Source organism: Pseudomonas sp. IT-P12 (assembly GCF_949767465.1).
Classification (GTDB): Bacteria; Pseudomonadota; Gammaproteobacteria; order Pseudomonadales; family Pseudomonadaceae; genus Aquipseudomonas.
In genome coordinates, this window is sequence record NZ_CATKPY010000011.1 from 910,225 (window position 1) to 925,512 (window position 15,288).

The following is a 15,288-nucleotide window of genomic DNA, read 5'->3' on the forward strand; positions in this document are numbered from 1 at the left end:
TTGCTCGCGAAGAGGCCAACCCATTCAACATCGATGTTGACTGACCGGACGCTTTCGCGAGCAGGCTCGCTGCCACAGGTCCACAGGTCCACAGGTCCACAGGCGACGTGCGCTTACGCCAGGGTGTACCCATGATCGACCCGCCAATCCTGGCCGTACACGCCGCGCGCGCCCTGGGACAGTTGGAAGACGATCACGTTGGCCACCGCGCCGGCGTCGAGGAAATGACCGGGCAGCAAGCGTTTGCCGAGGCTGTCGGCAACGTCGTCGAATTCGCCGTCGCTCAGCCCCAGGTTGTCCCACATCGAGGTGGCGGTGGGGCCCGGTGACACCAGGTTGATGCGCACGTCGACGCGCGCAAATTCCACCGCCAGCGTCCGCGCCTGAGCCGCCAATGCGGCCTTGCTGGCGATGCAGGCGGCGAGGCCGGGAAAGCTCGAGCCGGTGAGGAAACTGCCGACAAACACCACCGACGCCGGACTCGCCAGCTCACCGCGCAACGCCGCCAGGGTGTTCAACGCCCCGGCACCGTTGACCGCCCACTGGCGCTGGAAGGCCGACAGATCGAGGCTATCGGCCATTTCGGCAATCCCCGCGTTGGGCACCAGGTAATCCACCGGCCCCAATGCCGCCGCGCGTTGCGCCAGCGCTTGCAGGTCCTGCTCGCAGGTGACGTCGCCGGCCAACCATTGCAACCGCTCGCCATAGATCTGCTGCAAGGTCGGCAAATCACCCGCCGTTCGCGACATTGCCAACACCTTCACCCCACGGGGCAACAGCGCCGCGCACAAGGCCAGGCCAATCCCGGAACTGGCGCCGGTGATCACCGCCAAACGATCCTGAAACTCGGTTTTCATCATGTTCTCCTGGGCATCGTCGATGCCGGGCACTCGCCACATTGCGGGAGGCTATCTTTGAACAGGCGTGGAAATACCGACTTGACGGCGATCAGATTTTCACAATGGGGCCGGATGTGGAGCCTGTGGGAGCGAGCCCGCTCGCGACAGCGGCGGCACATTCGACAGGAGTGTCGTCTGCCCTGCCGTCATCGCGGGCAGGCTCGCTCCCACCATGGCGTGGTGCGATCAATGGGTGGAATGCGACATCGCCGGCTGCTGCAACACCGACTGGTCGATTTCGCTGAAACGCAGCACCCGACCGCCCTGCTCCTCGGCCAGTCTGTCGGCCATGTGCTTGCTGGAGAACGACGCCAACACCACGCCCATCGCGCCCTTGAGCCGGGTGCCCACCACGTAGAAGGCATCCCGGGCATCAATCAGATGAGCATCATCAGGCTTGTCCCACGGGCTGCGCCCCATGTCGTGCACATACAGCCTGGCGTCGCCATGCTGGTTTTCCGGTTGCAGCCACCAGCCGATCATCTCCGCCGTGGAGCAGAATTTCTTCACCCCGCTGCGCTCCACCACTTCGCCCTTGGGTCCGGGAAAACCTTCGATGATCATGCCGCAGACGTGGCATTCATCGCTGGGGTGAAACGCCGTGGGTTTATCGCTGTAGCGGGCTTGCACGGGTTTGTCACAGGCCGTCAGCATCAGGCAGGCCATCAAGCCAGCCACTGCGCCCAGCGCTTTCAGGGAAAACGTACTCATCGTCAATTGCTCCAGACATTTTCAAGACAGGAATTCAGCTCGCCCGGCGACGGAACAGCAGCCAGGCCGAGCCCAGCGGCGCCGCGACCCACAGCAACAGACACAGCCAGAGCATCGTGCCCGGCACGGGCAGGTCGCTGCCCAGGCTCAGCACGCCGGCAGTACTGGCGCCGCCGTCGAAACCGGAGAGGTTGATCAGGCGGTAGATGTCCGCCGGATTGAGCAGCAGCAACCACGGCAGCACCCGGGGATTGAACTGCCCTTCGCTGAGCACCAGCAGCGCCAGCAGCACCAGGTCGAACACCAGCACAAAGAAGAACCACACCCCCAGGGCCAGGCCGGCGGCCGTCGATTTTTCCGCGGAGATGCTGCTCAACACGTATGCCAGGCCCAGGAAGCCCCAGCCCAGCAGCGTCGACGACAGCATGAAGCGGGCAAAAGCCCAGACCAGCAGGCTGAGTTCGACGTCGTCCACCAGCACCGCAATCGCCAGCATCGCGCAGCCGAAACCGATCAGCGTCGCCAGCGCGAGGATGCCGCCGTGACCGATGAACTTGCCGAGCAGGATGTGCCCGCGCCCCAACGGATAGGTGAGCAACAGCAACAGGGTGCCGCTCTCGTCCTCGCCGACGATGGCGTCGTAGGCCAGCAACAAGGCAATCAGCGGCATCAGGAAAGTTGCCAGGCTGGCCAGGCTGGCGATGGTCGCGGGCACCGAGGTAAAGCCCAATTGCCCGGACGCCGCGGCGCCCAGCCAGGCGATACCGGTGGCCAGGATCGCGAACAACAGGCTGATCGCCAACAACCAGCGATTGCGCAGGCCGTCACTGAACTCCTTGCGGGCCATGTTCCAGATCGGGTTCATGCGGTCTCTCCAGTGGCGTGTGCAGCGGCCTGGCCCATGTAGTAGCGGTACAGGTCTTCCAGGGACGGTGGGGCGATTTCCACGTCGCTGGGGTCATCTTCGTTGAGCAACTGGCGCAACAAATCCAGCTTGCTGCCATTGAGCGCCGCCACTTCCAGCCCCTCCACGCCCCAGCGCTGGGTGACGTGCCCGGCGCGGTTCCAGGAGGCCTGCAACGGCCCGGCACGCTTGAGTCCATTGGCACGCAGCAGCGTCGGCAATCCGGCGTCCTCGCGCAGTTTGCGCAAGCTGCCAAGCGCCAGCAGCCGGCCCTGGGTCAGGATCGCCGCACGGTTAATGTGCGCCTCGACCCCCGGCAAGACGTGGGAACAGATGATGATGCTGGTGCCCTGGCTGCGCAGCCGGTCGAGCAAGCGGTAGAGATCCTGGGTAGCGATCGGATCGAGGCCCACGGTCGGCTCGTCGAGCAACAGCAGGCGCGGTTCGCCCAGCAATGCCTGCGCCAGCCCGAGGCGTTGGCGCATGCCCTTGGAGTAAGTCTTGACCCGTCGACGCGCCGCAGCCGCCAGGCCCACCTCCTCCAGCAACCGGTCCACCTGGGCATTCGAGGCGCCCTTGAGCCGGGCGAAATGGCGCAGGGTTTCCAGGCCGCTCATCTGTGGGTAGAACGTCACGTTCTCCGGCAGGTAACCGAGCATTTGTCGCACGTGCGGATCGCTGGGCAAACGGTCGAACACCCGCACCTGGCCTGCGCTGGCCTGGAGCAGGCCCAGCACCAGTTTCATGCTGGTGGTCTTGCCCGCGCCGTTGTGGCCGAACAGGCCCAGCACTTCGCCCTCGCCCAGGCTCAGGTTCAGGTCATGCAATACGGTGGTCTGCCCATAGCGCTGGCTGACGCCTTGGATGTCGATGACATTCATCCGATGGGCTCCTTGGTCAGGTTTTCTGTGGTCGGTTTCATCAGCGGGTGGCTGTCCATGACGCCCGGCGACTTCATCACCGGGAACGCCCGTTGCACCCAGCGCAGCAATTCGATGCCCGGGCTGTTCATCAGCAGGCGCACCTGCGGGTACAGCCACAACAGGCGGTCGACGTTGTCATTGGGTTCGTAGGCGATATCGCCCAGGCCATCGTTGTTGCGATCCCAGCCCAGGTAGTCGCTCCAGTAATTGCCACGGCCGTCGAGCGACCATTCCTGCAAGCGGGTCGCGACGTACTTGACCTGACGCTGATTGCCGACGAATGCGTTGTCGGCAATGCGGTTGTCTTCGGAGCCGGCGGTGAGATGAATGCCCACGGCACTGCGCTCGAAGTGGTTGTGTTCGATGCTGTTGAACAGCGAGTTGTAGATGAACAGTGCCTTGCCTTCGGCACCGGCGATCATGGTGTCGCCGGTCGAGCCGTCGCGCACATCGGTGACGAAGTTGTCGCGCAGGGTCGAATAGGTGATGTAGTTCATCAGGATTCCGTAATTCTGATCCTGCTCGGAGCGATTGCCGGTCACCGTGAGCTTGCGGCTTTGCATCAGGGCGTAGCCGGTGCGGGTGCGGCGGGTGATGTTGTCGAGCACCTGGTTGTCGTTGGCGAACATGTAATGCACGCCGTAACGCAGGTCTTCCAGGGTATTGCCTTGCAGCAGGTTGCCATTGGAGGTGTCGATGTAGATGCCGTCACGGGCGTCGCGCACGTGGTTGCCAATGACCCGGGCACCCCGCACGGCATACAGGTGAATGCCGTTGCCGCGGTCCTGGGAACGCACCTGGGGGTCACCCTGGATGCGGTTGTCGATCAGGCTCACGTCCCGGGTGCTGTCGACCCAGATGCCAAAGCCCTGGCCTTGCATGCGATTGCCCCTGATCACTGCGCCACGGGCCTTGGGTTGCAGGAACACGGCCGAGTTCATGGCCGTGAGATCGTGCCCCCAATCGAGAAAGGTGCAGCCTTCGAGACTGACATCGGGTGCGCTGACGATGACCCCGTTGCCCTGCCCCAGCGCCTGGAACACGGCGCCGGGTGCACAGACAATGTGCATCGGCTGGTCGACGCTGAACGAGCCTCGGTACTCGCCCGCCGGCAGGTGCCAGCGTTGTTCGGCGTCCACCTGCAACGGCAGGTCAGTGATGGGTTGCACCGCCAGCGCGCTGCCGGACATCGACAGCAGCGCGAACGCGATCACCTTGATCGGACAGCCCTTGATTGCGGTCATCGCTGCGCTCCTGTCGATGGCCAACCGTCAGGCCCGCTCGACCATCATGCGGCCGACCATTTCCATGTGCAGGGCGTGACAGAACCAGCTGCAGTAGTACCAGTGCAGGCCGGGCTTGTCGGCGATGAAGGTGATGGACGAGGTCTGCTGCGGGCTGATCTCCATACTCGCGCCGTGATTGGTCATGACGAAGCCGTGGGACACGTCCTCGATCTGGTCGATGTTGGTGATGGTCACCGTCACTTCATCGCCCTGCTTGACGGTGAACTCGGTCAGCCCGTACGCCGGCGCCATGGAGGTCATGTAGACCCGCACTTTCTTGCCGTCGCGGATGACCTTGTTGTCGGTCTCCAGGTTGATCCCGTCCTTCTTGGCCCGCGCCACGGTGCCGGCGAAGAACGGGTCGTTGCGGTCCCAGATCTTCTTGGTCTTGATCTGGTCGCGGCGCGCGAGGATGCAGTCGTGGGGTTCGGCAAAGGTCGGACCGTCGTGCACCAGCTTCATTTCGTCGCCGGAAATATCGATCAACTGGTCGTTTTCCGGGTGCAGCGGTCCGGTCGGCAGGAAGCGGTCCTTGGAGAACTTGCACAACACCACCAGCCACTTGCCGTCGGCGTCGCTGGTTTCGGTCAGCGAGGCGTGGTTATGGCCCGGCTGGTAATGCACGTCGAGCTTCTGCTTGATGTAGTTGACCTTCTCGCCCTTGTAGGCACGGATCGCCTCTTCCACGTTCCACTTCACCACCTGGCTGTCGATGAACAGCGTGGTGTAGGCATTGCCGCGACCGTCGTAGGTGGTGTGCAGCGGGCCCAGGCCCAGCTCGGGCTCGGCGACGATGACCTCGCGCGCGTCCTTGTACTTGTCGGCGAACAGGTCGTCCAGGCGGGCGATCTCGATGATCGACACCGTGGGCGAGAGCTTGCCGTTGGCAATGAAGTATTTGCCGTCCGGGGACGTGTTGCAGCCGTGCGGGTTCTTCGGCACCGGGATGTAGCGGGTGAACTCGGAGTCCTTGCCATCGACTTTGCGGCCGTCCACCACCGGTGTTTTCGAACCGTCCAGGGTGATGAACTTGCCGGCCTTGATCGCCGCCTCGATGCGCGGAATGTTGAACACCACGACCCAGTCGCGCTCGTTGCGCATCATGCCGCCGAGGTCGTAGGCCTTCTCCGAGTTGTAGCAGGTGGCCGCCGCGTACTTGCCGGTGAAATCGGCATCGGTGTTGTCGAGGTTGCCGTCGACGATCACCTGGAACGCCATTTCCATTTTCTCGGCGTCGATGGCGTTGAACAGGGTGAAACTGTTCTTGTCCTGCAGGTCGAAGGTGTGGCCGTCATTCGGGTGCGGGATGACGAACTCGCCGTTGGCGAACACGTATTTGGTGTAGGGCACTTTCTGCAGGCGCAGGCCGTGGATCGCCTGTACGTTCGGCACGGTGAGGATCTTGTCGCACTTCATGATGTCCAGGCGGATACGCGCGACGCGGGTGTTGGCCTTGTCGTTGATGAACAGGTACTTGCCGTCGTACTTGCCGTCGGTCATGGAGATGTGCGGGTGGTGGCAGTCGCCGTTGAGGAACTTGGCGCTGTCGCCCAGGATCGCCTTGCTCTCGTTGGTCAGGCCCCAACCGGTGGCTGAGTCGACGTTGAACACCGGAATGCGCATCAACTCGCGCATCGACGGCACGCCCAGCACCCGCACCTCCCCCTGATGACCGCCGCTCCAGAAGCCGTAGTATTCATCCAGCTCGCCCGGGGCGACATGGATCTTCGACTGCGCATCCTTGACGGCCGCCGCCCAGGACTCGCGGGTGAATGCCATGCCACCCAGGGCCGTGGCGCCCGCCAGTACCGCCCCGGTCATGGCGCTGCCACCCAGGAAACCGCGACGGCTCAGGCCTGCCGGGTCTTCTTCCTGTCCGGTTGTGGTGGATTCTTTATCGGTCATCTTGTGTTACTCCTTGAAGGGAAAAACGGACACGGCGCACCTGCGCGCGTGGAACTCATTCAGCAGTCGCCACTTCCACGACGGGTATCAGTTGCGCGGCCACGGGCGCCGTTTTGTTGCGCTTCTTGCGCTTGTTGATCAGCGGCGGGCATTTGTTGTCGTTGTGGTAAGTCATCTGGCAATCGAGGCAGTAGTGGCACTCGTTGGCATTGATCCGGCCATCGGGGTGAATGGCCTGGATCTCGCATTCCCTGGCGCACAACTGGCAGGGGCTGCCGCATTCCTTGCGACGCTTGAGCCAGTCGAACAGGCGCAATCGGGTCGGGATCGCCAGCGCCGCGCCCAGCGGGCAGATGTAGCGGCAATAGACTTTTCGCGTGAACACATTGATGACCAGCAGCGCCACCGCGTAGAGCACGAACCACCACTGGCGGTCGAACCGCAGCGTGATCGCCGTCTTGAACGGCTCCACTTCGGCGAACTGCTCGGCCGTGGACATCGACTCCAGGGAGAGGCCGAACAGCAACAGCAAAATGATGTACTTGATCGCCCAGAGTCGTTCATGCACGGCGAAGGGCAACTCGTACTGGGGGATTTTCAACTTGCGCGCGGCTTCGTTGATCAGCTCCTGCAAGGCGCCAAACGGGCACAGCCAGCCGCAGAACACGCCACGACCCCACAGCAGGATGCTGGCGGCGGTGAACACCCAGAGCATGAACATCAGCGGGTCGGTGAGGAACAGCTCCCAGCGGAAGTTCTGGAACAGCGCATGGACAAACGTCAGCACGTTGACCACCGACAGTTGCCCCAGGGCATACCAGCCCATGAACACCACGGTGAAGATCAGGTAGCCGCGGCGCAGCCAGTGCAGGAACCGCGGCTGGCGTGTGAAGGTGTCCTGCAGGAACAGGATGGCCGTCAGCAACAACAAGGCGCTGGCGAGCACAGCGATCTGGAACTGCTTCTGGTACCAGATGTTCAACCACATCGGCCGGCTGGCTTCCTCGATGGCCGCCCGTTCTTCGGCCGTCGGCGCCGGACGCTCGATGTACGGTTCGGGCAGTTGGTAAGCCACTTCGAAGCTGCTGAAGATGCCGTTGACCGGACCGGTCTGACGACGCACCAGCAATTCCAGGGACCAGGGCGACCCCGGATCGAACCCGGCCCCCTGGCGCACGATGAACACGGACAGCTCATCGAATTCGGGCATGCCCTGGGCGAACACGTCGGAGAGTCGCTGATGGTCCATGTCGCGGAAGCTGATGACATTGCCGAACTGACGCAATTGCACCCGGTCGAAAATCCCGCCGCGCACATAGCCCGAGCCCTTGAAGGAGTACTGACCTCGCCCGAGCACCGCGATGGCCTGCTCGCCGGGCTTGAGCGCCTGCATCAGCAAGCGGTATTGGTTGTCGCCCAGCAGCGCGCGGCCGATGGTCGGCGGGTTGAGGTCGGCGGTGTACAGGTCGATGAAGGTGTCGTCGACCTGGTCGGGGCCGGCGTTTTCCACGCCTTCGGCCTCAGTGCCCTTGAAGGCCGCATCGACCTGGCCACGGGTCAGGTGCAGCCGGCGGATGGAGCCGTCACCGGTCAATTGCTCCCAGTCGGCGGGCTGGTAGAAGTCCTGGCGGACGATGGCCGGTTTTTTCGTCACGCCACGGGTTTCGGCAATCAGCTTGAGCGACACCGCCACATCATGGGCGGCCCGCATGATGACTTCATTGACCACCATGGCGGTGACCGTGGCGCCGGCGATCGCATCCACGGTGACGGCGCTCTGGTCGCTGGAACGGCCGACGACCACCCGCTGCGTGACCTTGATGCCTTTGTAGCGAGCGCTGAAGCCATGGAGTTTTTCTTCGGGAATGCCGATCAGCAGGATGGGCTCATGGTGCTCCAGGACATAGGCATCCTGGATGACCCCGGCGGTGTCGAGAATCACCTGGGTATTGATCGGTTTACCCGAATAGGCCGGGATGTCCACCACGTCCAGGCTCTGGAACACATAGCCGATGACCTTGCCGGCGGCAGACACCGTGCGCACCTTGAACCGGCCTTGCGGCTCGGACACCGCATCGGTCTGCGGGAACACCTTGTCGATTCGCTGCTGTTCGATGTCGCCATAGGATTTGGCCTGCACCGTCGCGAACACCGCGATCATCAACAGCACCAGCACCACCAGCCCGACACTCCAATAGCGTGAGAAGACATGTCGCGGGGGCTGGAAGGCTGTCATGGATGGGCTGATTTCGAAGGGGCTTGCGGCCATCTTAGGTAGCGATTGGCCACTTGCCCTTGATTGAAATCAACTCGACAGGAAACCCCGTATCAGAGCGCGTACGGGGCTTAAACGGTGCGGGAAAAGCGGCCTTTCTGTTCTCCACCCAGGTACGCATCAAACGCCATGGCGGCGCTGCGCATCATCAAATGGCCCTGGGGCAACAGCACCAGTTCGGTCGGGTGAATCTGCAGCAGTCCGTCACGCACATGCTCTTCGAGCTGCGCCAGCGCCTCGGCGAAATACTCGGTAAAACGAATGCCATGGCGTGCCTCGAACGTGCCGAAGTCGATACGCCCATGGCACATCAGGTCGCTGATCACTTCGCGGCGCAACAGGTCATCGGCGGTCAGGCGGTAGCCGCGGTGCACCGGCAGCAAACCCTGGTCGATGCGCGCGTAATACTGCGAAAGCTCCTTGACGCTCTGGCTGTAGCTGTCGCCAACCTTGCCGATCGACGACACACCCAGGCCGATCAAGTCGCAGTCGGCATGGGTCGAATACCCCTGGAAATTACGTTGCAGGGTGCCGCGCGTGCGGGCCAGTGCCAGTTCATCGTCCGGCAAGGCGAAATGATCCATGCCGATGTAGACGTATCCGGCTTCGGTCAGGCGGCGAATGGTCAGTTCGAGCAGTTCGAGCTTGCGCTCCGGTGGCGGCATGTCCTGCGGACGGATCAGGCGTTGCGCACGCACCATCTCCGGCAGGTGCGCATAGCTATAGGCCGCGATGCGGTCCGGGCGCAAGGCAATGATCTTGCCCAGGGTGACGTCGAAACTCTCCACCGTTTGCAGTGGCAAGCCGTAGATCAGGTCGACGCTGACCGACTTGAAGTGCGCCTGGCGTGCCGCCGCGACCAACGCATGAATCTGTTCTTCGCTTTGCTGGCGATTGACCGCCGCCTGCACGTCGGGATCGAAGTCCTGCACGCCGAAACTCAGTCGATTGAAACCCAGTTGACGCAAGGTCTCGATGCGTTCGGTGCTGATGGTGCGCGGGTCGACTTCGATGGAAAACTCGTGATCGTCACTGTCGTCCATGTCGAAAGACTGGTGCAGGCAGTCCATCAGGTCGGCCAACTGCTCGCTGGTCAGGTAGGTCGGGGTCCCGCCGCCCAGGTGCAGTTGCGTGAGCTTGCGCGTGCTGTCGAACAGGGCCGACTGCATGGCGATTTCACGCTTGAGGTAGGTCAGGTACTCCACGGCCCGATGGGTCTTCTGGGTGATGATTTTGTTGCAGGCGCAGTAATAGCAAAGGCTTTTGCAGAACGGAATGTGGATGTACACCGACAGCGGTTTCGGCGCGGCGGCCTGATTACTGCTACGGGCCGCCTGCTGGTAGTCGTCGACGGCAAACGCCTGGTGAAACTGTGGCGCCGTCGGGTAAGAGGTGTAGCGCGGCCCCGGCCGGTCGTACTTCTCGACCAGGGCGCGATTGAAATCAAACGAAGATTTCATCAAATCGACTCACACATAGGGTTAATGCCTTGCACTGCCCGATTCCTTTTCAAACAGATGGCAGATGACGTCCACTTCCTGCCGACCGGCAGGAAGAATGCTGATGAAACGGTCCGATAACTCGATCAGGCCGTCACGACTCAATTGCTCCAGCAGTGGCCAGACCGAGGCGAAGTAGCGGGGAAAGACCAGACCGTAGCGTCGCTCGATGGCACGGATGTCCAACTCCAGGTCACACGCCAGCCGTTCCGTGACCGTGTGACGGATCTGCTCCCCCGACTCGAAACGCCATCCCCGGGCCGTCGGCAGCTGATCGTTGTCCAACTGGCGCTGATACCGCTCGATCACCTCGGTGTTCTGCGTGTACAGGTCATCGATCTGACTGATGGCGCCCACACCGAAGCCAATGTGGTCACAGAAACCATGACGGGTAAAACCGTCGCAAGTGCGACGCAAGCGGCCGCGCTCCTGAGCGATGGCCAGGTCATCGTCGGGGCGCACGAACTGCCCCATGCCAATGTAGTGGTAACCGGCAGCGATCAACTGTTCGAAGCAGATCTGGCGCATCGCGCCCTTGTCCTCCTGGCTGCACAACGCCCTGACCTTGTCACCGATCATCGGCCGGTAGCGGCGTGGCGGCCGCGCATAGTCGAATACCATCAACCGGTCCGGCTCCAGCTCGATGATCGTCCTGAGCTTCGCGGCAAAACTGTCCGGTGTCTGCCAGGCATGGCCGAAGCCCAGGTCGACATTGACCGAGCGGAAACCGAAGGTGCGTGCGGCATCGATCAGGGAATTGATCGGCGCCGGGTCCTGGTAGCACGCCACCGACCGCTCGCACTCGGCGTCGATGTCCGGGACACCGATGCTGACGTGGTTGAAACCCTGTTCGCGCAACGCGCCCATGATCGACCAATCGGTGTGCTGCAAGTCGACCTCGGCGCTGTAGTCGCCGCACTCGTGCTCGAGGAAATGAAACCGACGACGCAGATGATTCATCAACTGCTGGAGATGGGCGATGCTCTGGGTGCCACCGCCCAGGTGAAACTGCTCGACCCGCTGATCGGGGCTGAGGTGACAACCGACCAGATCGATCTCGCGCTTCAGGCGCTCCAGGTACTGCTCGAGGGCGGCGTGCTCGCCGAGCGCCTCGGGCGGCGTGCAGCAGGATGACGTGAGGTTCGACGGCAGTTGAACGTTCAGCGACAACGGCCGGCGCTTCTGGCGGCTGACGCGCACGGCGCGCAGCAGGTCCAGGGAGCCGATGCCGTCGTGGAATTTTTGCGTATCGGCATGACAGTTGGGGTCGAGTACGCCCTGATCGCAGCGAGCGACCGGCTCGCCGGGTTTGGCAAAGAAATCGAGCATGACGGGTCTCCGAGACGGGTCGCAGGCCCTTAGTTTCCGGGATTGCCGTTCAACGCTCCTTGACTTGTATCAAGCTGCAAGCCACGGGTTTAAAGGAGCGGACCGCCGGTCACCAGCTCAGGAAAAACATGCCCTTGGCCAGCAAGACGATGACCACCATGTGGCAGAACACGCTGGCATGGATGAAATGCACGTAACGGGCGTTCATGCGCCCGGTCTTGAACAGGACCATGGCCGCCAGGAAATGCCCGAGCACGCTCACGGCGGCGAGGATTTTCAGCATCAGCAAGGTGCCGAACGACGAGGCCAGAGGCGTGGCCAACAGCGGCAGGTAACGCAACCAGACCATGCCGATGCCTGCGCCGAACAACACCAGCAACACCCAGGGCATCAACTGGCGGGCACGGCGGGCCACGCCCTCCTCGACCAGCAGCATCACTTTGGCGGGCAACTTCTTGCGAATGTCTTCCAGAAACAGCACTTCGAAGAACACCGTGCCAATGAAGATCAGCGCGGCAAACAGGTGCAAGGTGAGAAACAGCGGATAAAGCATGGGGTTCTGGCGCTCGAGTCGGGCCTGTGTGCAGCATACCGGCCCCGTTGAGTCATCCGGTTGATGCCAATCAATAAACCGCCATCGCCCTGGCGAACACCCCTCAACCGAAAATAAAGGGAACTGGCACTACGCCATCCCTGTCGGAAGCGTATCACCTGGAGAATATGGTCGATGCGCGCCCGGCATTTTGAAATCACCTACTGTTTGAACGATTCTCGTCGACTGTTCGTCCAGCCGGACTCGCACATGACCGATGACGACGCGTGGTACTACGCGTGCCTGCATGCGGATGTCGGGATCTGGTATGGGGATGGCAGCACGGAACTCCGCGAACACGCGCAAATGGCCGGTTTGACCAAGGTCAGGTGGGAGGAGTTGCCGTGAATGAATCTTCACCCAATACCCCTGTGGGAGCGGGCTTGCTCGCGAAAGCAATGTGTCAGTCGACATCAAGTTGAATGTCACACCGCTTTCGCGAGCAAGCCCGCTCCCACAGAGGTTGCATCAGGCCGGGAATCGGATCAACAGCACTTCGGCCCGGCCTTGCTGCCGTAACGGGCTTCCTGGCGTTCGCGGAAGAACACCTCGTAGCTCATCACCGGTTTGTCCGGGTGTTTGTTCTGCATGTGCTCGACGTAGGTGTCGTAGTCGGGCATGCCGACCATCAGGCGTGCAGCCTGACCGAGGTATTTACCCAGGCGACTCAGGTCATTGAACATGCTGCACTCCTCGATCAGGCATCCGGTACAGGCTGGAACGGTGCTTCTTTATCCGTACGCTCCTTGGTGCCCCAGGCGGCGACACCGACCTTGAGCGCGAAGAACAGGATGCTGAAGACCACCAGCAGGAACAGCGCGGTCAGCGTGGCGTTGGTGTAGGCGTTGTAGATCACGTGCTGCATCTGATCGATGTTCTTGGCCGGTGCCAGCACCTGACCGTTGGCCAGCGCATCGCTGTATTTCTTCGCCAGCGACAGGAAGCCGATCGCCGGGTTGGCGTCGAACAGCTTGATGAAACCGGCAGTCGTGGTGCAGATCAGCAGCCAGACCGCAGGCAGCATGGTCACCCAGACATAGCGCTGGCGCTTCATCTTGATCAGCACCACGGTCGCCAGCATCAGTGCGATACCCGCCAGCATCTGGTTGGAGATGCCGAACAGTGGCCACAGGGTGTTGATGCCACCCAGCGGATCGATCACGCCCTGGTACAGCAGGTAACCCCACATCGCCACACAACCGGCGGTGGCGATCAGGTTGGCGGTCCAGGATTCGGTGCGTTTCAGCGCCGGGACGAAGGAACCGAGCAGGTCCTGAAGCATGAAACGCCCGGCACGGGTGCCGGCATCCACGGCGGTCAGGATGAACAGCGCTTCGAACAGGATCGCGAAGTGGTACCAGAACGCCATGGTGTTTTCACCCGGCAGGACACTGTGCAGGATCTGCGCGATACCGACCGCCAGGGTCGGCGCACCGCCGGCACGGGCCAGGATGGTGGTTTCACCGATGTCCTTGGCCACGGCCTGCAGCGCTTCGGGGGTAATGGCGAAGCCCCAGCTGCTGACAGTCTGAGCCACGGTCACGGCATCGGAACCGACGATGGCGGCCGGGCTGTTCATGGCGAAGTACACGCCGGGCTCGATCACCGACGCGGCAACCATGGCCATGATGGCGACGAACGACTCCATCAGCATGCCGCCGTAACCGATGTAGCGTGCATGACCTTCGCTCGCCAGCAACTTGGGCGTGGTGCCCGACGAGATCAGCGCGTGGAAACCGGACACCGCGCCACAGGCGATGGTGATGAACAGGAACGGGAACAGACCGCCCTTCCACACCGGACCGGTGCCGTCGATGAACTGGGTCAGTGCCGGCATTTTCAGCTCGGGCATGGTCACCAAAATACCGATCGCCAGGGCGACGATGGTGCCGATTTTCAGGAACGTGGAGAGGTAGTCACGTGGAGCCAGGATCAGCCACACCGGCAATACTGCGGCCACGAAACCGTAACCGATCAGCATCCAGGTGATTTGTACGCCGGTGAAGCTGAACGCCTTGGCCCAGGCCGGATCGGCGGCAATCTGCCCACCGAGCCAGATCGAACCGAGCAACAGCAACACGCCGATGACGGAAATCTCACCGATGCGGCCCGGACGGATGTAGCGCATGTAGATGCCCATGAACATCGCGATCGGGAGGGTCGCCATCACCGTGAACATGCCCCATGGGCTCTCGGCCAGGGCCTTGACCACAATCAGCGCCAGCACCGCGAGGATGATGATCATGATCAGGAAGCAGCCAAACAGCGCGATGGTGCCGGGGATGCGGCCCATTTCTTCACGCACCATGTCGCCCAGGGAGCGACCGTTGCGGCGAGTGGAGAGGAACAGGACCATGAAGTCCTGCACCGCACCGGCCAGCACCACGCCGGCAATCAGCCACAGCGTGCCGGGCAGGTAGCCCATCTGCGCCGCCAGGACCGGACCGACCAGCGGCCCCGCACCGGCGATGGCTGCGAAGTGGTGACCGAACAGGACGTGTTTGTTGGTTGGAACGAAGTCCAGACCGTCGTTGTTGAGCACGGCGGGCGTGGCTCGATTGGGGTCCAGTTGCATCACCTTGTTGGCGATGAACAGGCTGTAGTAGCGGTAGGCGACTAGGTAGATGGCGACAGCGGCGACTACGATCCAGAGGGCGTTGATCGCTTCGCCGCGGCGCAGGGCCACGACACTCAGCGCGAACGCTCCCAGAACAGCCACGGCAAACCAGGCGAGGTGTTTAGCCAGACGGGGCATACAAGATCTCCTGCCGACAGCTCGTGACTGCGGCGGTAATTTTTATAATTGTGTCCGCTGTGCGGAGCTGGCCCAATATCTGCGCATGGCGTCTACAAATAAATCCGCGTTACTACGTACGTGGCATCTACGTAGTACTACGTAGATAGCCTCTAATCCCCCTCGAAATACAAACCCTGTGGGATCCGTGTTTCAACGGCGAGCCATCGG

Annotated in this window: 13 protein-coding genes; 1 reads left to right on the forward strand and 12 read right to left on the reverse strand. The window is 62.2% G+C overall.

Annotated elements, in window-relative coordinates; translation table 11 throughout:
* Positions 1-113 precede the first annotated feature (113 nt).
* From ACM6IM_RS07265 to ACM6IM_RS07310, 10 genes are all read right to left on the reverse strand, one after another.
* The gene (locus tag ACM6IM_RS07265) at positions 114-857 is read right to left on the reverse strand and encodes an SDR family oxidoreductase (RefSeq protein ID WP_414864846.1); all 744 of its coding nucleotides are present in this window, start codon (positions 855-857) and stop codon (positions 114-116) included.
* Between the two features lie 228 nt (positions 858-1,085).
* The gene (locus tag ACM6IM_RS07270) at positions 1,086-1,610 is read right to left on the reverse strand and encodes a nitrous oxide reductase accessory protein NosL (protein WP_414864663.1); all 525 of its coding nucleotides are present in this window, start codon (positions 1,608-1,610) and stop codon (positions 1,086-1,088) included.
* Positions 1,611-1,644: 34 nt separating this feature from the next.
* The gene (locus tag ACM6IM_RS07275; RefSeq protein WP_414864664.1) at positions 1,645-2,475 is read right to left on the reverse strand and encodes an ABC transporter permease; all 831 of its coding nucleotides are present in this window, start codon (positions 2,473-2,475) and stop codon (positions 1,645-1,647) included.
* The gene (locus ACM6IM_RS07280; RefSeq protein WP_414864665.1) at positions 2,472-3,395 is read right to left on the reverse strand and encodes an ABC transporter ATP-binding protein; all 924 of its coding nucleotides are present in this window, start codon (positions 3,393-3,395) and stop codon (positions 2,472-2,474) included. Before ACM6IM_RS07280 ends, ACM6IM_RS07275 begins: the two co-directional genes overlap by 4 nt.
* Positions 3,392-4,681 carry a nitrous oxide reductase family maturation protein NosD gene (locus ACM6IM_RS07285; RefSeq protein ID WP_414864666.1) on the reverse strand — a complete coding sequence of 430 codons (1,290 nt, stop codon included), beginning with the start codon at positions 4,679-4,681 and terminating at the stop codon, positions 3,392-3,394. Before ACM6IM_RS07285 ends, ACM6IM_RS07280 begins: the two co-directional genes overlap by 4 nt.
* Positions 4,682-4,708: 27 nt before the next feature.
* Positions 4,709-6,628 (reverse strand): TAT-dependent nitrous-oxide reductase, encoded by a 1,920-nt coding sequence (nosZ, locus tag ACM6IM_RS07290; RefSeq protein WP_414864667.1) that lies wholly within the window; start codon positions 6,626-6,628, stop codon positions 4,709-4,711.
* A 55-nt stretch (positions 6,629-6,683) separates the two neighbouring features.
* Positions 6,684-8,864, reverse strand: coding sequence for a transcriptional regulator NosR (gene nosR, locus ACM6IM_RS07295; RefSeq protein ID WP_414864668.1), 2,181 nt, complete (start codon positions 8,862-8,864; stop codon positions 6,684-6,686).
* A gap of 110 nt (positions 8,865-8,974) precedes the next feature.
* Positions 8,975-10,363, reverse strand: a complete 1,389-nt coding sequence (gene hemN / locus ACM6IM_RS07300; protein ID WP_414864669.1) for an oxygen-independent coproporphyrinogen III oxidase — start codon at positions 10,361-10,363, stop codon at positions 8,975-8,977.
* 21 nt (positions 10,364-10,384) lie between these two features.
* Positions 10,385-11,731, reverse strand: a complete 1,347-nt coding sequence (locus tag ACM6IM_RS07305; protein ID WP_414864670.1) for a coproporphyrinogen III oxidase — start codon at positions 11,729-11,731, stop codon at positions 10,385-10,387.
* Between the two features lie 109 nt (positions 11,732-11,840).
* Complete coding sequence (locus tag ACM6IM_RS07310; RefSeq protein ID WP_414864671.1) at positions 11,841-12,284, reverse strand: CopD family copper resistance protein; 444 nt, start codon at positions 12,282-12,284, stop codon at positions 11,841-11,843.
* A gap of 174 nt (positions 12,285-12,458) precedes the next feature.
* Here ACM6IM_RS07310 and ACM6IM_RS07315 point away from each other — a divergent pair, with 174 nt between their 5' ends.
* On the forward strand, positions 12,459-12,671 hold the full coding sequence (locus ACM6IM_RS07315) for a DUF6555 family protein (RefSeq protein ID WP_192308269.1): 213 nt from the start codon (positions 12,459-12,461) through the stop codon (positions 12,669-12,671).
* 137 nt (positions 12,672-12,808) lie between these two features.
* Here ACM6IM_RS07315 and ACM6IM_RS07320 read toward each other — a convergent pair whose 3' ends face one another.
* Positions 12,809-13,006 (reverse strand): YbdD/YjiX family protein, encoded by a 198-nt coding sequence (locus ACM6IM_RS07320; RefSeq protein ID WP_007949127.1) that lies wholly within the window; start codon positions 13,004-13,006, stop codon positions 12,809-12,811.
* 14 nt (positions 13,007-13,020) lie between these two features.
* Entirely contained in the window at positions 13,021-15,078 is a 2,058-nt protein-coding gene (locus ACM6IM_RS07325) for a carbon starvation CstA family protein (protein ID WP_414864672.1), read from the reverse strand.
* Between the last annotated feature and the right edge of the window lie 210 nt (positions 15,079-15,288).